The sequence below is a fragment of the Variovorax sp. P1_H12_2 genome, assembly GCF_056405335.1.
Window position 1 is genome coordinate 1 of sequence record NZ_JBFUCI010000084.1, and the last position, 18,300, is coordinate 18,300.

An 18,300-nucleotide genomic window follows, 5' to 3' on the forward strand; every position below is an offset into this window, starting at 1 on the left:
GTGGGCAGTCGCGGAACCGGCTTCGCCGGGCCGCTGACTGCGCCCCCGGTAGGGGGTGGGCGGCTACACGAAGTGAGCCAACCTGGGGGCGAGCTTAAAATGCTCCGTTCCAATGCCCGCGATCTCCTTCCAATCGGTCTCCAAGACCTACCCCGCCTCACGCCAGCAACGAAACCAGGGCAAACCTGGGCTTCGCGCTGTCGACGACGTGAGCTTCCAGATCGAGGAGGGCGAGTTCTTCGGCCTCCTGGGACCGAACGGCGCCGGCAAGACCACGCTGATCAGCATGCTCGCGGGTCTCGCGCGCCCGACCAGCGGCGCCATCGGCGTCCACGGCTTCGACGTGCAGAAGGACTACGCCCAGGCGCGCCGCCAGCTCGGCGTGGTGCCGCAGGAGCTGGTCTTCGACCCCTTTTTCAACGTCCGCGAGGCGCTGCGCATCCAGTCGGGCTATTTCGGCATCCGGAACAACGACGCCTGGATCGACGAACTGCTGCACAGCCTCGGCCTGGCCGACAAGGCGAATGCCAACATGCGGCAGCTCTCGGGCGGCATGAAGCGGCGCGTGCTGGTCGCGCAGGCGCTGGTCCACAAGCCGCCGGTGATCGTGCTGGACGAACCCACCGCAGGCGTCGACGTCGAGCTGCGGCAGACGCTGTGGCAGTTCGTGGCCAAGCTCAACAAGCAGGGCAGCACGGTGCTGCTGACCACCCACTACCTCGAGGAGGCCGAGGCGCTGTGCCATCGGATCGCAATGCTCAAGCAGGGCCGCGTGATCGCGCTCGACCGCACCAGCGAGCTGCTGCGCAATGCCGCCAGCAACGTGCTGCGCTTCAAGACCGACGGCATGCTGCCCTGGTCGATCGCGCAGCACGCGCGCATCACGGGTCGCATCGTGCAGTTGCCGGCGCAGAACGCCTATGAGGTCGAGCAGCTGCTGGCCGCGATCCGCGAAGCCGGTCTCGATGTCGAGGACGTCGAGATGCGCAAGGCCGACCTGGAGGACGTGTTCATCGACCTGATGGCCGGCGAGCAGACGCCGCTGGAGGTCGCCCGATGAGCGCCGCGCCGGGCCGCCCCAAGCAAGCGAACGCCCCCTCGGGGGGCAGCTCGGACACGCAGTGCCGGGCGTGGGGGCTCACATGATGATCAACGCGTTGGGGTGGCGGGCGCTTCTGTACAAGGAAACGCTGCGCTTCTGGAAGGTCGGCTTCCAGACCGTCGGCGCCCCGGTGCTGACCGCGGTGCTCTACCTGATGGTCTTCGGCCACGTGCTGGAGGATCACGTCAAGGTCTACGGCACGGTGAGCTACACGGCCTTCCTGGTGCCGGGCCTGGTGATGATGAGCGTGTTGCAGAACGCCTTCGCCAACAGCTCGTCGTCGATCATCCAGAGCAAGATCATGGGCAGCCTGGTGTTCGTGCTGCTGACGCCGCTCTCGCACTGGGGCTGGTTCTTCGCCTATGTCGGCTCGTCGATCGTGCGCGGGCTGGCCGTCGGCCTGGGCGTGTTCGTGGTGACGGCCTTCTTTGCCATGCCGGGTTTCGTGGCGCCGCTGTGGATCCTGGTGTTCGCCTTCCTGGGCGCCGCCATCCTGGGCACGCTGGGGCTGATCGCCGGCCTCTGGGCCGAGAAGTTCGACCAGATGGCGGTGTTCCAGAACTTCCTCATCATGCCGATGACCTTCCTGTCCGGCGTGTTCTATTCGATCGGCTCGCTGCCGCCTTTCTGGCAGACGGTGAGCCACCTGAACCCCTTCTTCTACATGATCGACGGCTTCCGTTTCGGCTTCTTCGGCGTCAGCGACGCCTCGCCGTGGCTGAGCCTGGCGATCGTCGGCAGCGCCTGGCTGGTGGTGAGCGCGATCGCGGTCCACCTGCTGCGCATCGGCTACAAAATCCGCGGATGAAATGAACCACCCCCGAAGCGCCTGCGGCGCCTCCCCCTCAAGGGGGCGATACCGGCGGCCCGGCAAAGCCGGCTCCGCGGTATCCCTGGCCTTGCGCCGGGACCGCTTCATGCGTCTCGGGTCACGCGATCGCGCGCTGGAAAACTGACATGACTGCAGAAGAATTGAAATCGATCATCCAGGCGGGCCTGCTCTGCGACCACATCACGCTCGAGGGTGATGGCCGCCACTGGTACGCCACCATCGTCTCGCCCGAATTCGAGGGCAAGCGCGCCATCCAGCGTCATCAGCGGGTCTATGCCACCCTGGGCGCGAAAATGCATACCGACGAGGTACATGCGCTCTCGATGAAAACCTTCACGCCTGCCGAATGGGCAGGCCAGTCTCGCTAGACCTCCGCTGGATTCCTCATGGACAAACTCTTGATTCGCGGCGGGCGCAAGCTTCGCGGCGAAGTACTCATTTCCGGCGCCAAGAACGCGGCGTTGCCCGAACTCTGCGCGGCGCTCCTGACCGACCAACCGGTCACGCTGCACAACGTGCCGCGCCTCAAGGACGTCGCGACCATGCTCAAGCTGGTCCACAACATGGGCGTCGTGGCCGAACGCGACGACAACGGCACGGTTCGCATCGATGCGCGTGCGCTCGAACTGCCCGAGGCGCCCTATGAGCTGGTCAAGACCATGCGTGCCTCGGTGCTTGCACTCGGACCGCTGTTGGCGCGCTTCGGCCGAGCCAGGGTCTCGCTGCCCGGCGGCTGCGCCATCGGCTCGCGGCCGGTCGMCCAGCACATCAAGGGCCTGCAGGCCATGGGCGCCGAGATCGTGGTGGAGCACGGCTACATGGTGGCGCGCATCGGCGGCGGGCGCACGCGCTTGCACGGCGCCCGCATCACGACCGACATGGTGACCGTCACGGGCACCGAGAATTTCATGATGGCGGCCGTGCTGGCCGATGGCGAGACCGTGCTGGAGAACGCCGCCCAGGAGCCCGAGATCGCGGACCTGGCCGAGATGCTGATCGCGATGGGGGCGACGATCGAAGGCCATGGCAGCAGCCGCATCCGGATCCAGGGCGTCGAGCGGCTGAACGGCTGCACCCACCAGGTGGTGGCGGACCGGATCGAGGCCGGCACCTTCCTGTGCGCCGTGGCCGCGACCGGTGGCGACGTGTTCCTGAAGCATGGCCGGGCCGATCATCTCGACGCGGTCATCGAAAAGCTGCGCGAAGCCGGCGCGCAGGTGTCGGCGGTCGATGGCGGTATCCGCGTTCAAAGCCAGGGCCGGCTCAAGGCGCAGAGCTTCCGCACCACCGAGTACCCGGGCTTTCCGACCGACATGCAGGCCCAGTTCATGGCGCTCAATGCGATTGCCGAAGGCACCTCGACCGTGACCGAGACGATCTTCGAGAATCGCTTCATGCACGTCGACGAGATGCTGCGCCTGGGCGCCAAGATCCAGACCGACGGCAAGGTGGCGGTGATCGAGGGCGTCTCGCAGCTGTCCGGCGCCACCGTGATGGCGACCGACCTGCGGGCGTCCGCCAGCCTGGTGATCGCCGGCCTCGTGGCCGATGGCGAGACCATGGTGGATCGCATCTATCACCTCGACCGCGGCTACGACCGCATGGAAGGCAAGCTGCGCGGCCTGGGCGCCGACATCGAGCGGGTCAGCGGGTCGGCGGAGGTGCTGCCGTGATCACGCTCGCGCTTTCGAAGGGCCGCATCTTCGAGGAAACGCTGCCGCTGCTGGCCGCAGCCGGCATCGAGGTGACCGAGGATCCGGAGACCTCGCGCAAGCTGATCCTGGCCACCACGCGGCCCGATGTGCGCGTGGTGCTGGTGCGTGCGTCGGACGTGCCGACCTACGTCCAGTATGGCGGCGCCGACCTCGGCGTGACCGGCCTCGACGTGCTGCTCGAGCATGGCAACCAGGGCCTCTACCAGCCGCTGGACCTGCGCATCGCAGCCTGTCGCCTGAGCGTCGCGGTGCGCGCCGACTACGACTACGCTTCGGCCGTCAAGCAGGGCTCGCGCCTCAAGGTGGCGACCAAGTACGTCGGCCTGGCGCGCGAGTTCTTCGCCAGCAAGGGTGTGCACGTCGACCTGATCAAGCTCTATGGCAGCATGGAGCTGGCGCCGCTCACCGGCCTCGCGGACGCGATCGTCGACCTGGTCTCGACCGGCAACACGCTCAAGGCCAACCACCTGGTGGAGGTCGAGCGCATCATGGACATCAGCGCCCGCCTGGTGGTCAACCAGGCCGCGCTCAAGCTCAAGCAAGAGGCCATCCGCCACATCGTCGACGCCTTCGCATCGGCCATTCCGAAATGAACCTGAAAGCCGCCCCCGCCCGTCTCTCGACCGCTTCGGCCAACTTCGAGGCCGAATTCCAGGCGCGCCTGCATTGGTCCGCCGAGGCCGATGCCGCGATCGAGCAGGTGGTGGCCGACATCCTCGCCGACGTGCGGCGCCGCGGCGACGAGGCGGTGCTCGAGTACACGCGCCGTTTCGATCGACTCGACCTCGACAGCGTCGACGCGCTGGAACTGACGGCGGCCGAGCTTCGTTCCGCCTTCGAATCGCTGCCGGCCGAACAGCGGGAGGCGCTCGAAGCCGCCGCGCGCCGCGTACGCACCTACCACGAGGCCCAGAAGAAGGCCAGCGGCGAGAGCTGGAGCTACCGCGATGCCGACGGCACGCTGCTCGGCCAGAAGGTCACGCCGCTGGACCGCGTCGGCATCTACGTGCCGGGCGGCAAGGCCGCCTATCCGTCGAGCGTGCTGATGAACGCGATTCCCGCGCACGTCGCCGGTGTCGGCGAAATCATCATGGTCGTGCCCACGCCGGGCGGCGAGAAGAACCCGCTGGTGCTGGCCGCGGCGCACGTCGCAGGCGTGACGCGTGCCTTCACCATCGGCGGCGCCCAGGCGGTGGCGGCGCTGGCCTATGGCACGGCGACGATTCCGGCGGTCGACAAGATCACCGGGCCTGGCAACGCCTACGTCGCGGCCGCCAAGCGCCGGGTCTTCGGCACCGTGGGCATCGACATGATCGCGGGCCCGAGCGAGATCCTGGTGCTGGCCGACGGCAGCACCTCGCCCGAGTGGGTGGCCATGGACCTGTTCAGCCAGGCCGAGCACGACGAGCTGGCGCAGAGCATCCTGCTGTGTCCGGACGCCGGCTACATCGAGCGCGTGCAGCAGGAGATCGACCGGCTGCTGCCCTCGATGCCGCGCGCCGCGATCATCGCCGCCTCGCTCAGCGGCCGTGGCGCCCTGATCCAGACGCGCAGCATGGAAGAGGCGTGCGAGATCAGCAACCGCATCGCACCCGAGCACCTGGAAGTCAGCAGCACGGAGCCGCACCGCTGGGAACCGCTGCTGCGGCATGCGGGCGCGATCTTCCTGGGCGCCTACACCAGCGAAAGCCTGGGCGACTACTGCGCCGGCCCCAACCACGTGCTGCCCACCAGCGGCACCGCGCGTTTCAGCTCGCCGCTCGGCGTCTACGATTTCCAGAAGCGCTCGAGCCTGATCGAGGTCAGCGAGGAGGGCGCCCAGGTGCTCGGCCAGGTCGCCTCGGTGCTGGCGCACGGCGAGGGGCTGCAGGCGCATGCGCGGGCGGCCGAGTTGCGCCTGCGCGGCGCAACGCCGTGAAACCGGACGGCATGGATCTCAAGACCAGTCGGGGGCATCCCTGGACCCTGGGCCAGAAGCTGCGACGCGCTTCCTGGATGCTGGTCTGGGCCCTGCTGGGTCGCGTCGGGCCGCGCGCGCTGTCGCCGCTTCGGCTCTTCCTGTTGCGGCTCTATGGCGCCCGGCTCGGCGAGAAGGTGCTGATCAGCGCCGGCGTGAAGGTGCTGATGCCGTGGAATCTGGTGATCGGCGAGTACACCGCGATCGGCGAGGGCGTCGAGATCTACAACTACGGCGAGGTCCGGATCGGCAAGAACTGCTGCGTCTCGCAGCGGGTGTGGCTGTGCACCGGCACCCACGACTACAAGCGGCCCAGCTTTCCGCTGATCTGGGACGACATCCGCGTCGGCGACGGAGTCTGGCTGGCGGCCGAGACCTTCGTGGCGCCGGGCGTCACGATCGGCGATGGCGCCGTGGTCGGCGCCCGCTCGGTCGTGACGCGCGATCTCGAGGGCCACTGCGTCCATGCGGGGAACCCATGCGTGCTGATCAAGCCACGCCCGCGCGACTGATCCGCGCGGCGGGCGCCTGCCTGGCGCTGCTGATGCTGTCGACGCTCGCGCAGGCGATGTCGATCCGCGAACTGCGCCTGCTCGAGGCCAACGAGAAGGAGGGCAAGCTCTACGCCAACTACTACCTCGTCGGAGTCATGGAAGGTCTGCGCGAGGCCAGCGACGCGGAGCTGCGCGCGGGCCGCAAGCCGATCTTCTGCATCAACGGCCGCCGGCTCGAACCCGTGATGGCACGCTCGCTCTACCAATCCGAACTGACGCGCAACGCCGACAGCTACGAGGCCGACATGCCGGTCCAGCTGGTGCTTTCCGCCGCGCTGCGCAACAGCTACCGCTGCAACCCCTGAACTCCGAATGACTGCCACCGACGACACCCGCCGCGTACTGGGCCGCATCCGCGCCGACATCCAATCCATGCATGCCTATGCCGTGCAGGACGCCCGCGGCCTGCTCAAGCTCGACGCCATGGAAAACCCCCACGGCCTGCCGCCCGCGCTGCAGGCCGCGCTCGGACAGCGCCTCGGCGCCCTGGCGCTGAACCGCTACCCGGGGGAACGCGGCGCCGACCTGCAGCGAGCGCTGGCCGCCCATGCCGCCATGCCCGAGGGCTTCGCGCTGATGCTCGGCAACGGCTCGGACGAGCTGATCTCCTTGCTGGCGCTGGCCTGCGACCTGCCCGGTGCCGCGATCCTGGCGCCGGTGCCCGGCTTCGTGATGTACGCCGTGAGCGCCCAGCTGCAGGGGCTGCGCTTTGTCGGCGTGCCGCTGACCGCCGATTTCGAGCTCGACGAGACCGCCATGCTCGAAGCCATCGCCAGGGAGAAGCCGGCCATCGTCTTCCTGGCCTATCCGAACAACCCGACCGCCAACCTGTGGGACGACGCGGTGATCGAGAAGATCGTCCTGGCCCAGGGCGCGCAGGGCGGCCTGGTGGTGATCGACGAGGCCTACCAGCCGTTTGCCGGCCGCAGCTACATCGACCGCGTCGCGCGCCACGGCCACGTGCTCCTGATGCGCACGCTCAGCAAGTTCGGCCTGGCCGGAGCCCGGCTGGGCTACCTGATGGGCCCGGCGGCGCTGATTGCGGAGGTCGACAAGGTGCGCCCGCCCTACAACATCAGCGTGCTCAACTGCGAATGCGCACTGTTCGCGCTCGAGCATGCCGAGGTGTTCGCCGGGCAGGCGGCCGAGATCCGCGACCAGCGCGCGGGGGTGGTCGAGCGCCTGGCGCGGCTGCCGGCGGTCAAGAGCTGGCCGAGCGAGGCCAACATGATCCTGATCCGGGTGCCCGATGCCGCAAAGACCTTCGAAGGAATGAAGGCGCGCGGCGTGCTGGTCAAGAACGTTTCTAAAATGCACCCATTGCTCGCGAACTGCCTGCGCCTCACGGTCGGAACCGCCGACGAGAACGCGCAGATGCTCGCCGCCCTCGAAGCCTCACTATGAACACCCCTCTGGCACCCGAAGCCGTCGTCGCCACCGGCGCGCGCACGGCCTGCGTCACCCGCAACACGGCCGAAACCAAGATCACGGTCCAGGTCGACCTCGACGGCACCGGCCGCGCGAAACTGTCGACCGGCATCGGCTTTTTCGACCACATGCTTGACCAGATCGCCCGTCACGGCCTGATCGACCTCGACATCGACTGCCAGGGCGACCTGCACATCGACGGCCACCACACGGTGGAGGATGTGGGCATCACGCTGGGGCAGGCCGTGGCCAAGGCCGTGGGCGACAAGAAGGGCATCCGCCGCTATGGCCACGCCTACGTCCCGCTGGACGAGGCGCTGAGCCGCGTGGTGATCGACTTCTCCGGCCGCCCGGGCCTGGTGATGGACGTTCCCTTCACCAGTGGCATGATCGGCACCTTCGACAGCCAGCTGACCTACGAGTTCTTCCACGGTTTTGCCAACCACGCCTTCGTGACACTGCATATCGACAACCTCAAGGGTGTCAACGCGCACCACCAGTGCGAGACCGTGTTCAAGGCCTTCGCCCGGGCGCTTCGCTCCGCCCTGGAACTCGACCCGCGCTCCGCGGGTGTCATTCCTTCCACCAAGGGTTCGCTCTGAGCCGCCACGACGCCCAATGACCGCCAATACCGTCGCCGTCGTCGACTACGGCATGGGCAACCTGCGCTCGGTGTCGCAGGCCGTGCAGCACGCGGCCGACCAGGTCGGGGTGGAGGTGTTCGTCACCTCCGATCCGGAGGTGGTGCGCCGGGCCACCCGGGTGGTGCTGCCGGGGCAGGGTGCCATGCCCGACTGCATGCGCGAGCTGGCCGACTCCGGCCTGCTCGAGTCGGTGCTCGAGGCCGCGGCCAGCAAGCCGCTGTTCGGTGTCTGCGTCGGCATGCAGATGCTGCTGTCCCATAGCGACGAAGGGCCTACCGACGGCCTGGGCCTGATCCCTGGCGAAGTGCGCAGGTTCGAACTCGAGGGCCRCACGCAGCCGGACGGCAGCCGCTACAAGGTGCCGCAGATGGGCTGGAACCAGGTCTTTCAGACGCGGGCGCACCCGGTCTGGGCCGGGGTGCCCGACCAGAGCTACTTCTATTTCGTCCACAGCTTCTACGCCAGGCCCGCCGACGTCGCCCACAGCGTAGGGGAGGCCGACTACGGCGAGCGCTTTACCGCCGCCCTGGCACGCGATAATATTTTTGCAACCCAGTTCCACCCCGAGAAGAGTGCGGAGCACGGGTTGCAGCTCTATCGAAATTTCCTCCACTGGAATCCCTGACGCAGTGAACGCCCCCATCGCTCGGCCCCGGCCTGTGCCTGCCGGGTTCTGAGTACCATCGCGCATTCCCCCGCCCACTGTCCCCGTCCCCTTTCGTCCGCCACGCAATCCCGCATCACCATGCTTCTCATTCCTGCGATCGACCTCAAGGATGGCCACTGTGTTCGCCTCAAGCAAGGCGATATGGACCAGTCCACCACTTTCAGCGAAGACCCGGCCGCCATGGCGCGCAAATGGCTTGAAGCCGGTGCGCGCCGGCTGCACCTGGTCGACCTGAATGGCGCCTTTGCCGGCAAACCGCAGAATCATGCGGCGATCAAGGCGATCCTGAGGGAAGTCGGCGACGACATCCCGGTGCAGCTCGGTGGCGGCATCCGCGACCTGGACACGATCGAGCGCTACATCGACGACGGCTTGCGCTACGTGATCATCGGCACCGCGGCGGTCAAGAATCCCGGCTTCCTGAAAGATGCCTGCAGCGCCTTCGGCGGCCACATCATCGTCGGCCTCGACGCCAAGGACGGCAAGGTGGCGACCGACGGCTGGAGCAAGCTGACCGGCCACGAGGTCGCCGACCTGGGCAAGAAGTTCGAGGACTACGGCGTCGAGTCGATCATCTACACCGACATCGGCCGCGACGGCATGCTGTCGGGCATCAACATCGAGGCCACCGTGCGGCTGGCGCAGGCGCTCACGATCCCCGTGATCGCCTCGGGCGGGCTGTCGAACATGGCTGACATCGACAAGCTGTGCGCGGTCGAGCCCGATGGCGTCGAGGGCGTGATCTGCGGCCGTGCGATCTACTCGGGCGACCTCGATTTCGCCGCCGCCCAGGCTCGCGCGGACGAACTGGCGGCGTAACTAGCTCGCCCCCAGGTTGCCCGCACTTCGTGTCGGGCGCCCACCCCCTACCGGGGGCAACACCTGCGGCCCGGCAAAGCCGGTTCCGCGGTGTTTCACGAACGGGCCTGGCTGCGCCGGCCGGTGCAGCGGGCTATTCTGTCTTGACGGCCATGGTCTGGATGATGGTTTCGAGCTGCGGGCTCATGGGCAGGTCGAGGCTGGTGCCGGACGGCAGCTTGCGCAGGAACCAGCGCTTGTACTGGCGCTCGATCTCGCCGTCCTCGGCCAGCGCCTGGAAGGTGTCGTTGACCACCTTGGCCAGCTGCGGATCGTCCTTGCGGTACATCACGCCGTAGGGGTCGTACGAGAGGAAGTCGCCGACCACCTGGTAGTCGCTGGCACCTCCGGCGCCGCCCCGGTCCTGCGCGATCAGGCCGTACAGCAGCACCTCGTCGGTCGCGAAGGCCTCGGCCTGGCCGGACTTCACCAGCGCGAACGAATCGGCATGGTCGCGCGACACCAGCAGGTTCAGTCCCAGCTTGAAGCGCGCCGACAGGTCGCGCAGGGTCTTCTCGTTGGTGGTGCCGGCGGTCACGGCCACCGGCTTGCCGGCCAGGTCGCGGAACGACTGGATCGGCGAGCCCTTCTTCACCAGCAGCCGGGTGCCCGAGACGAACATCGTCGGCGAGAAGGCCACGCGTCTCTGGCGCTCCAGGTTGCTGGTGGTGGAGCCGCATTCGAGGTCGACCTGGCCGCTGACCACCGCATCGATGCGCGATTCGGCGGTCACGGGCAGCCAGCGGATGGCCAGCGTCTTGTGCACCGCATCGCTCATGGCCTCGACCACCGCCTTGCACAGCTCGATCGAGTAGCCGATCGGTTCCTTGCGCGGCGACAGGAAGGAGAACGGCACCGACGACTCCCGGTAGCCGATGACCACCACACCGGCGTCCCGTGCCCTGGCCAGGGTGCCGGTCAGGCTCGCCGGACCCGCCGGCGCCGGCTCGGGCTGCGCGAACGCGGCCGGCGCCAAGCCCAGTAGTGCGCCCAGCAGCACGGCGGCAGTCCCGAGGCGGATCCGGACGGGCGTCATGGCCGCTCCTCAGGCGTGCGCCGGATGGGCGAGGGTTGCGGCGCTCTCGGCATCCATGGCCCGCGCGTTGGCCGCGGCGTCGCTCTCGGAGAGCAGCTCGCCCTCCCACTTGGCCACCACCGCCGTGGCGATCGAATTGCCCACCGCATTGGTGGCGGAGCGCCCCATGTCCAGGAAGGTGTCGACGCCGAGGATCAGAAGCAGTCCGGCTTCGGGGATGTTGAACTGGTTCAGGGTCGCGGCGATCACCACCAGCGAGGCGCGCGGCACGCCGGCCATGCCCTTGGAGGTCAGCATCAGGATCAGCAGCATCGTGATCTGGGTGCCGATCGACAGCGGGATGTCGTAGGCCTGGGCGATGAACAGCACGGCGAAGGTGCAGTACATCATCGAGCCATCGAGGTTGAACGAGTAGCCCATCGGCATCACGAAGCTGGAGATCTTGCGCTTGACGCCGAAGCGGTCGAGCGCGATCAGGATCTTCGGATAGGCGGCCTCCGAACTGGCCGTTGCGAAGGACAGCAGGAAGGGCTCGCGGATCAGCTTCAGCAGCGTCACGATGCGTGGCCCCAGGAAGACAAAGCCGGCCAGTGCCAGCAAACCCCACAGCATGAACAGGCTCAGGTAGAAGCCACCCATGAAGACCGCGAACTTGAGCAGGATGCCCAGGCCGTTGGTGGCGACGGTGGCGGCCATCGCGGCCATCACGGCGAGCGGGGCGAGCTTCATCACGTAGCCGGTGATCTTGAGCATCGCGTGCGAGAGCTCGTCGATGGCGTTGATCAGCGTGCGCGCCTTTTCGCCGAGCGAGGCCAGGGCGACGCCGAAGAACATCGAGAACACCACGATCTGCAGGATCTCGTTGTTGGCCATGGCCTCGACGAAGGACTTCGGGACCACGTGGCTGATGAAATCCTTCAGCGTGAACTTGGAGGTCGCGAGGTTGGCGGAAGACCCGATGTCGGGCAGCGGCAGGCCCAGGTTGTGGCCCGGCTGCAGCAGGTTGGCCATGATCAGGCCCAGCACCAGCGAGATCAGCGAGGCGGTGATGAACCAGCCCAGCGCCTTGCCGAACACGCGGCCGACCGCGGCGGCGTCGCCCATGTGGGCGATCCCGACCACCAGCGTCGAGAAGACCAGCGGCCCGATCAGCATCTTGATCAGGCGCAGGAAGACGTCGGACATGATCGAGATGTAGCCCGCGATCTCGACCGCGGTCTTCTTGTCCGGGAAATTGACGAAGACCATGTAGCCGATCACGATCCCGATCAGCATCGCGATCAGAATCCAGGCTGCCGGCGRCAGTTTCCTTCTCATGGCGACTCCTTGTGCGAGTTGTTCTGAAGCGCGGATTCCGCCGGGGGCGCGCAACAGCTGCCGCCGGTTGAGCCCATTTCAAGCGAAATTCGCGCCGTTCGCAATGCCCCTGCGATTCCGATGGCGCATCGCGAGGACCGCCCCAAATCTAGAATCGGGCCATGACCTCCAGCGCCCTCGACTTTCGTGGCCAGCCGGCCGTGTGCCTCGCGCTGCCGGACGGCGGCAGCTGTACCGTGGCCTTGCATGGCGCCCATGTGCTGTCCTGGACCACGGCCGATGGCGTGGAGCGGCTCTACCTGAGCCCCGAGGCCCGCTTCGATGGCCAGAGCGCGATCCGCGGCGGCGTGCCGGTCTGCTGGCCGCAGTTCAATCAGCGCGGGTCGCTGCCCAAGCACGGCTTCGCCCGCAACCTGCCCTGGACCGCCGAGGCCCCCGAGGCCGCCGGCCGGCGCGACACCGTGGTGCTGACGCTGCGCGAGAGCGCGGCCACCCGCGCGCTCTGGCCGCATGCGTTCCGGGCCCGGCTGGCCGTCACCCTGGCGCCGCGGGCGCTGCGCGTCGCGCTCACGATCGACAACAGCGGCAGCGGCCCGTTGTCCTTCGCGGCCGCGCTTCACAGCTACCTGCGGGTCGACGATGTCACCTTGGCCCGGCTCGAAGGCCTGCAGGGTGCCAACCGCTGGGACGCGGTGCGTGACGACCGGCATGTCGACATGGCGCCGGCGCAGGGCTTCGGCAGCGAGTTCGACAGCGTCTACGCCGCGCCCGCCCGGCCGCTTCGGCTGGTGCAGCCTTCGGGCACACTCGAGATCTCGCAAAGCGCGAGCTGCACCGAGACCGTGGTCTGGAACCCGGGCCCGCAGCTCAGCGCCAAGCTCGACGACCTGCCCGACGACGGCTGGCGCCAGATGCTCTGCGTCGAGGCCGCACGCATCGACGAACCCGTGCTGCTGGCGCCCGGTGCCCAGTGGCAAGGCTGGCAACAGCTCACGGTCGCCTGAACCCATCGCCTGAACCACACCATGCTTGCCAAACGAATCATTCCCTGCCTCGACGTCACCGGCGGCCGCGTCGTCAAGGGCGTCAATTTCGTCGAACTGCGCGACGCCGGCGACCCGGTCGAGATCGCGGCGCGCTACAACGCGCAAGGCGCCGACGAGCTGACCTTCCTCGACATCACCGCCACCAGCGACGGCCGCGACCTGATCCTGCCGATCATCGAGGCGGTGGCCTCCCAGGTCTTCATTCCGCTGACCGTCGGCGGTGGCGTGCGCACGGTGGCGGACGTGCGCCGGCTGCTCAATGCGGGTGCCGACAAGACCAGCTTCAATTCGGCCGCGATCGCCAATCCCCAGGTGATCGAGGACGCCTCGCGCAAGTACGGCGCCCAGTGCATCGTGGTGGCGATCGACGCCAAGCGGCGCACGCCCGAGGACGCCGCCACGCGGGGTCCCGGCTGGGACGTCTACAGCCACGGCGGGCGCAAGAACACCGGCCTCGACGCCGTGCAGTGGGCCGTCGAGATGGCGCGCCGCGGCGCCGGCGAGATCCTCCTGACCAGCATGGACCGCGACGGCACCAAGAGCGGCTTCGACCTCGAACTGACGCGGGCCGTGAGCGATGCCGTCAGCGTGCCGGTGATCGCCTCCGGCGGTGTCGGCAGCCTCGAGCACCTGGCCGACGGCATCCAGACCGGAGGCGCCGACGCCGTACTGGCGGCCAGCATCTTTCATTTCGGAGAGTTCACGGTCGGCGACGCCAAGCGGCAGATGGCGGCGCGCGGGATCCCGGTCCGGCTGTGACCGACAATACCCGGATATGAAACACCCCCGAAGCGCCTGCGGCGCCCCGAGTCGCTGCCAGAGGCAGCGGCTCTTCGGGTCCGTCCAAGCCTGCGCAGGCAGGCTTGGAGCCGCGGACCTCAGCCCCWTGAAGGGGGCGATACCAGCGGCCCGGCAAAGCCGGTTCCGCGGTATCCCTGGCATCGGATCGCACCGGTTTCGTGCGGCGCGGGTCACGCGACAGCGTGTTGGAACGATATGAACTGGCTCGACGAAGTGAAATGGGACGCGAACGGCCTGGTGCCGGTGATCGCGCAGGAACAGGGCAGCAACGACGTGCTGATGTTCGCCTGGATGGACCGCGAGGCGCTCGCCAAGACCGCCGAGACCGGCCGCGCCGTGTACTTCAGCCGCTCGCGCAAGAAGCTGTGGTTCAAGGGCGAGGAGTCCGGCCATGTGCAGACCGTGCACGAAATCCGGCTCGACTGCGACAACGACGTGGTGCTGCTCAAGGTCACGCAGCAGGGCCATGAGCCGGGCATCGCCTGCCACACGGGCCGCCACAGCTGTTTCTTCAGCAAGTACGAGAACGGCCAATGGACCGTCACCGAGCCGGTCTTGAAAGACCCCGCTTCGATCTACACATCGTCCCCGAGATGAGCACTGAAACACGCAATGCGGAAGATGCGCTCGCGCGCCTGGCCGCTGTCATCGAGAGCCGGCTGCCGGCACGCGGCGGCGACCCCGACCAGAGCTACGTCGCGCGCCTGCTGCACCGGGGCCCGGACGCCTTTCTCAAGAAGATCGGTGAGGAAGCCACCGAGGTCGTGATGGCCGCCAAGGACGCCGACCACGGCGGAGACCGCTCGAAACTGGTGAACGAAGTGGCCGACCTGTGGTTCCACAGCATGGTGGCGCTGGCGCACTACGGTTTCTCGCCCGCCGATGTGGTGGCCGAGCTCGAGCGCCGCGAAGGCACCAGCGGCATCGAGGAAAAGGCCCTGCGCAAGGCGCAGGACCGCGAAGCTTCCAACGACTGAAAGGAGCGCACGCCATGCCCAACGACATCGTGACCGTCGAGCCCGACGACTCGCTCAAGACCTGGGGCTGGGTCAGTTACATCCTGCATCTGGTGGTGGCGGTCGGCGCCGTGCTGCCCGGCGCCCAGGCTTCGATCGGCCTCCTGCTGATCGCGCTGGTGATCGACCTGGTCAAGCGCGAGGACGCTGCCGGCAGCTGGCAGGCCTCGCACTTCAGCTGGCGCATCCGTTCGGTGCTGTGGGCTGGCGTGCTGTACGTGCTGACTTCATGGTTGTGGCTGCTCTTTCTCGTGCCGGGCTGGATCGCCTGGGCACTGATTTCGCTTTGGTTCCTCTATCGCATCGTCAAGGGGATGGTGCGCATGAACGCGGGCCGACCCATGGAAACAGGCAATGTCATCTGACCCGAACTGCATCTTCTGCAAAATTATCGAGGGCAAGATCCCGTCGCGCAAGGTCTACGAGGATGACGAGTTGTTCGTCTTCAACGACATCGCGCCCTGGGCGCCGGTGCATTTCATGATCGTCCCGAAACGCCACATTCCGTCGATGGCGCAGGTGACGTCCGACGACGCGGCGTTGCTGGGCAGAATCATGGCCCTGGCGCCCAAGCTGGCGGTCGAGCAGGGCTGCCGGCCCTACCCCCAGGGCGGATTCCGCATCGTGGTCAACACGGGCGCCGAAGGCGGGCAGGAGGTGCACCATCTCCATGTGCACGTCATGGGCGGGCCCCGGCCATGGCTCAGGGGCTGATAGCCATCATTTCGGCCGGTCATTTCGCGGCGACTAAAATCCAACACATTCTTCAGGAGTAATCCATGGGTTCACTTTCCATCTGGCACTGGCTGATCGTGCTGCTCGTCGTCGTGATGATCTTCGGCACCAAGAAGCTCCGCAACATGGGATCCGACCTGGGCGGCGCCGTGAAGGGCTTCAAGGACGGCATGAAGGATGGCGCCTCGACCGACGCACCTGCCGCCCCGAATGCCCAGGTGACCGGCAACGCCACYGCCGACAAGTCGACGATCGACGTCGAAGCGCGTCAGAAGTCCTGAGCCAGACCGATCCGTGATCGACCTCGGCATCTCGAAACTGGCCCTCATCGGCGCGGTGGCGCTGATCGTCATCGGGCCGGAGAAGCTGCCGCGCGTGGCGCGCACCGTGGGCACCTTGCTCGGCAAGGCGCAGCGCTACGTGAATGACGTCAAGGCCGAGGTCAACCGCTCGATGGACCTCGACGAACTGCGCAAGATGAAGGACACGGTGCAGGATGCGGCGCGCGATGTCGAGCAGAGCATCCAGTCCAGCGCCAGCGATTTCGAGAAGCAGTTCTCCGAAAGCGGGCAGACGCTCTCCGCGCTGTCCGACACGGTGCCTTCCTTCCCCGAGTACAAGCACCCACGCAAGAACTGGCGCCTGAAGCAGGGCGCCACGCCACAGTGGTACAAGGCGCGCAACGGCGTGCGCACCAAGGCGCTGTCGGGCGCGGCGCGCGTGGCCCGTTACCGCCCCCACAAGATCAACTAGCGCAAGCTGGTGACCCGGCCCGCGCGCAGCGCGTGCCGGATTCCCGAGCGCAGCGTCCCCCCACATGGCCGACCCCACCGACAAGAACAAAGAAGACGAACTGGCCGGCACCGAGCAGCCCTTCGTCCAGCACCTGATGGAGCTGCGGGATCGCCTGCTCTACTGTGTCTACGGCCTGGTCGTGGCCGGCCTTTTGCTGGCCATCTGGCCCGGGCCGGCCGGCCTGATCGACATGATCGCGGTGCCGATCCGCGCCCACATGCCGCCGGACGCCAAGCTGATCGCGATCGGCGTCTTCTCGCCCTTTTTCGTGCCGCTCAAGGTGCTGGGGATGACGGCGGTGCTGCTGGCGCTGCCCTGGCTCATGTACCAGTGCTGGATGTTCGTGGCGCCGGGCCTCTACAGCCACGAGAAGAAGTTCGCGCTGCCGCTGATCTTCTTCGGCAGCCTGCTGGCCTATGGCGGCATCGCTTTCGTGCAGTTCTTCGTGCTGGACAAGATGTTCGGCTTCATCCAGAGGTTCACGCCGCCGTCGGTCAATGCCACGCCCGACATCTCGTCCTACGTGGAGGCGATCCTTTCGCTCTACATCGCCTTCGGCGTCGCCTTCCAGGTGCCGATCGTGGTGATGCTGCTGGTGCGCTTCGAGCTCGTCACGATCGAGAAGCTGCGTTCGTTCCGCGGCTATTTCATCGTGCTGGCGTTCGTCGTCGCCGCGGTGCTGACGCCGCCGGACGTGGTCTCGCAGCTCGCGCTCGCGATCCCGATGTGCCTGTTGTACGAGGTCGGCATCATCGGCGCGCGCTACTTCTCGAAATTCACCAAGCCGACGGAAGAAAGCGCCGACTCGGCGCAGTCCTGAATTCCGGCCCCGCCGGGATTTCGATTCACTCGGTCTCGTTCGGCGTCCGCCGCACCGGCGACCGCGGCCGCAGGCCCGGCGTGACGTCCAGCTCCAGCTTGTCGCTGCCGCGCTGCAGCGCGAAGCGGGTTGCCGTGCCGGGCTTGAGGCCTGCCACCGCGCTCAGCAGTTCCTGGGTGTTGCCGATGCTCTTCTCGCCGACGCCGGTGATCACGTCGCCGGGGCGCACGCCGGCCTTGGCCGCCGGGCCGTTCTGCAGCACGCCCGTGATGATCACGCCGGCGCTCGCCTTGACGCCGAAGGTCTCGGCCAGCTCGGGCGAGAGGTCGTTCGGCTCGACGCCGATCCAGCCGCGCGTGACCTTGCCGGCCGTCACGATGTCCTCGAGCACCTGCTTGGCGGTCGAGACCGGAATCGCGAAGCCGATGCCCATGCTGCCGCCCGAGCGCGAATAGATCGCGGTGTTGATGCCCTCGAGGTTGCCGTTGACGTCGATCAGCGCCCCGCCCGAGTTGCCCGGGTTGATGGCTGCGTCGGTCTGGATGAAGTTCTCGAAGGTGTTGATGCCGAGCTGGTTGCGCCCGAGCGCCGAGACAATCCCGCTGGTGACCGTCTGGCCGACGCCGAAGGGGTTGCCGATGGCCAGCACCTGGTCGCCGACCTGCAGCGCGTCGGAGTTCCCCAGCACGATCACCGGCAGCTTGTCGAGCTCGATCTTGAGTACCGCGAGGTCGGTGTCGGGGTCGGTGCCGATCACCTTGCCGCGCGCATGGCGGCTGTCGTTGAGCGTGACGTCGATCTCGTCCGCGCCTTCGACGACATGGTTGTTGGTGAGGATGTAGCCGTCGGCGCTCACGATCACGCCGCTGCCGAGCCCCACTTGTGGCTGGTCGCCCTGGTCGCCGAAGAAGAAACGGAACCACGGGTCGTCGTTGCGCGGCGAGCGCTGCGCCGCCTTGCTGGTGTTGATGCTGACC

The 18,300-nt window shown here is 67.4% G+C and carries 24 protein-coding genes; 21 read left to right on the top strand and 3 right to left on the bottom strand.

Annotated elements, in window-relative coordinates; genetic code table 11:
• Positions 1-112: 112 nt before the first annotated feature.
• From AC1D2K_RS11185 to hisA, 12 genes are all read left to right on the top strand, one after another.
• Positions 113-1,060 carry an ABC transporter ATP-binding protein gene (locus AC1D2K_RS11185; protein ID WP_478088882.1) on the top strand — a complete coding sequence of 316 codons (948 nt, stop codon included), beginning with the start codon at positions 113-115 and terminating at the stop codon, positions 1,058-1,060.
• 85 nt (positions 1,061-1,145) lie between these two features.
• Positions 1,146-1,910, top strand: coding sequence for an ABC transporter permease (locus tag AC1D2K_RS11190; protein WP_478088913.1), 765 nt, complete (start codon positions 1,146-1,148; stop codon positions 1,908-1,910).
• Positions 1,911-2,059: 149 nt separating this feature from the next.
• Entirely contained in the window at positions 2,060-2,302 is a 243-nt protein-coding gene (locus AC1D2K_RS11195; RefSeq protein WP_478088884.1) for a BolA family protein, read from the top strand.
• Positions 2,303-2,320: 18 nt separating this feature from the next.
• Positions 2,321-3,607, top strand: coding sequence for a UDP-N-acetylglucosamine 1-carboxyvinyltransferase (gene murA, locus AC1D2K_RS11200; RefSeq protein WP_478088885.1), 1,287 nt, complete (start codon positions 2,321-2,323; stop codon positions 3,605-3,607).
• Positions 3,604-4,242 carry an ATP phosphoribosyltransferase gene (hisG, locus tag AC1D2K_RS11205; RefSeq protein WP_442284735.1) on the top strand — a complete coding sequence of 213 codons (639 nt, stop codon included), beginning with the start codon at positions 3,604-3,606 and terminating at the stop codon, positions 4,240-4,242. The genes murA and hisG overlap by 4 nt, the downstream gene beginning before the upstream one ends.
• Positions 4,239-5,567 carry a histidinol dehydrogenase gene (gene hisD / locus AC1D2K_RS11210; protein WP_478088887.1) on the top strand — a complete coding sequence of 443 codons (1,329 nt, stop codon included), beginning with the start codon at positions 4,239-4,241 and terminating at the stop codon, positions 5,565-5,567. Before hisG ends, hisD begins: the two co-directional genes overlap by 4 nt.
• Positions 5,568-5,578: 11 nt before the next feature.
• The gene (locus tag AC1D2K_RS11215) at positions 5,579-6,118 is read left to right on the top strand and encodes an LbetaH domain-containing protein (RefSeq protein ID WP_478088888.1); all 540 of its coding nucleotides are present in this window, start codon (positions 5,579-5,581) and stop codon (positions 6,116-6,118) included.
• Positions 6,085-6,465 (top strand): hypothetical protein, encoded by a 381-nt coding sequence (locus AC1D2K_RS11220; RefSeq protein ID WP_478088890.1) that lies wholly within the window; start codon positions 6,085-6,087, stop codon positions 6,463-6,465. Before AC1D2K_RS11215 ends, AC1D2K_RS11220 begins: the two co-directional genes overlap by 34 nt.
• A gap of 7 nt (positions 6,466-6,472) precedes the next feature.
• A complete protein-coding gene (hisC, locus tag AC1D2K_RS11225; protein ID WP_478088891.1) occupies positions 6,473-7,564 on the top strand; it encodes a histidinol-phosphate transaminase in 1,092 nt (363 codons plus the stop codon).
• Complete coding sequence (gene hisB / locus AC1D2K_RS11230; RefSeq protein WP_478088892.1) at positions 7,561-8,190, top strand: imidazoleglycerol-phosphate dehydratase HisB; 630 nt, start codon at positions 7,561-7,563, stop codon at positions 8,188-8,190. Before hisC ends, hisB begins: the two co-directional genes overlap by 4 nt.
• Positions 8,191-8,206: 16 nt before the next feature.
• Entirely contained in the window at positions 8,207-8,857 is a 651-nt protein-coding gene (gene hisH, locus AC1D2K_RS11235) for an imidazole glycerol phosphate synthase subunit HisH (RefSeq protein WP_478088893.1), read from the top strand.
• A gap of 120 nt (positions 8,858-8,977) precedes the next feature.
• Positions 8,978-9,718 carry a 1-(5-phosphoribosyl)-5-[(5-phosphoribosylamino)methylideneamino]imidazole-4-carboxamide isomerase gene (gene hisA, locus AC1D2K_RS11240; protein ID WP_478088895.1) on the top strand — a complete coding sequence of 247 codons (741 nt, stop codon included), beginning with the start codon at positions 8,978-8,980 and terminating at the stop codon, positions 9,716-9,718.
• A 133-nt stretch (positions 9,719-9,851) separates the two neighbouring features.
• On the opposite strand, the gene AC1D2K_RS11245 is transcribed toward hisA, so the two are convergent.
• Both AC1D2K_RS11245 and AC1D2K_RS11250 read right to left on the bottom strand, forming a co-directional pair.
• On the bottom strand, positions 9,852-10,793 hold the full coding sequence (locus AC1D2K_RS11245) for an amino acid ABC transporter substrate-binding protein (protein WP_478088897.1): 942 nt from the start codon (positions 10,791-10,793) through the stop codon (positions 9,852-9,854).
• A 9-nt stretch (positions 10,794-10,802) separates the two neighbouring features.
• Positions 10,803-12,110 (bottom strand): dicarboxylate/amino acid:cation symporter, encoded by a 1,308-nt coding sequence (locus AC1D2K_RS11250; RefSeq protein WP_478088898.1) that lies wholly within the window; start codon positions 12,108-12,110, stop codon positions 10,803-10,805.
• Positions 12,111-12,271: 161 nt separating this feature from the next.
• On the opposite strand from AC1D2K_RS11250, the gene AC1D2K_RS11255 reads away from it, so the two are divergent.
• From AC1D2K_RS11255 to tatC, 9 genes are all read left to right on the top strand, one after another.
• On the top strand, positions 12,272-13,114 hold the full coding sequence (locus AC1D2K_RS11255; protein WP_478088900.1) for a D-hexose-6-phosphate mutarotase: 843 nt from the start codon (positions 12,272-12,274) through the stop codon (positions 13,112-13,114).
• A 21-nt stretch (positions 13,115-13,135) separates the two neighbouring features.
• Positions 13,136-13,915 carry an imidazole glycerol phosphate synthase subunit HisF gene (gene hisF / locus AC1D2K_RS11260; protein WP_478088901.1) on the top strand — a complete coding sequence of 260 codons (780 nt, stop codon included), beginning with the start codon at positions 13,136-13,138 and terminating at the stop codon, positions 13,913-13,915.
• A 237-nt stretch (positions 13,916-14,152) separates the two neighbouring features.
• Positions 14,153-14,554, top strand: a complete 402-nt coding sequence (gene hisI, locus AC1D2K_RS11265; protein WP_478088902.1) for a phosphoribosyl-AMP cyclohydrolase — start codon at positions 14,153-14,155, stop codon at positions 14,552-14,554.
• A complete protein-coding gene (locus AC1D2K_RS11270; RefSeq protein ID WP_478088904.1) occupies positions 14,551-14,934 on the top strand; it encodes a phosphoribosyl-ATP diphosphatase in 384 nt (127 codons plus the stop codon). Before hisI ends, AC1D2K_RS11270 begins: the two co-directional genes overlap by 4 nt.
• A 14-nt stretch (positions 14,935-14,948) precedes the next feature.
• Positions 14,949-15,338: a DUF4870 family protein gene (locus tag AC1D2K_RS11275; RefSeq protein WP_478088905.1), complete on the top strand. Its 390-nt coding sequence runs from the start codon at positions 14,949-14,951 to the stop codon at positions 15,336-15,338.
• The gene (locus AC1D2K_RS11280; RefSeq protein ID WP_478088906.1) at positions 15,328-15,687 is read left to right on the top strand and encodes a histidine triad nucleotide-binding protein; all 360 of its coding nucleotides are present in this window, start codon (positions 15,328-15,330) and stop codon (positions 15,685-15,687) included. The genes AC1D2K_RS11275 and AC1D2K_RS11280 overlap by 11 nt, the downstream gene beginning before the upstream one ends.
• Before the next feature lie 65 nt (positions 15,688-15,752).
• Entirely contained in the window at positions 15,753-15,989 is a 237-nt protein-coding gene (gene tatA, locus AC1D2K_RS11285) for a Sec-independent protein translocase subunit TatA (protein ID WP_478088907.1), read from the top strand.
• Positions 15,990-16,002: 13 nt separating this feature from the next.
• Positions 16,003-16,461: a Sec-independent protein translocase protein TatB gene (tatB, locus tag AC1D2K_RS11290; RefSeq protein ID WP_478088909.1), complete on the top strand. Its 459-nt coding sequence runs from the start codon at positions 16,003-16,005 to the stop codon at positions 16,459-16,461.
• A 64-nt stretch (positions 16,462-16,525) separates the two neighbouring features.
• Positions 16,526-17,323: a twin-arginine translocase subunit TatC gene (gene tatC / locus AC1D2K_RS11295; protein ID WP_478088910.1), complete on the top strand. Its 798-nt coding sequence runs from the start codon at positions 16,526-16,528 to the stop codon at positions 17,321-17,323.
• Positions 17,324-17,348: 25 nt separating this feature from the next.
• On the opposite strand, the gene AC1D2K_RS11300 is transcribed toward tatC, so the two are convergent.
• A partial coding sequence (locus tag AC1D2K_RS11300) for a S1C family serine protease (protein WP_478088911.1) occupies positions 17,349-18,300 on the bottom strand: 952 nt, incomplete at its 5' end.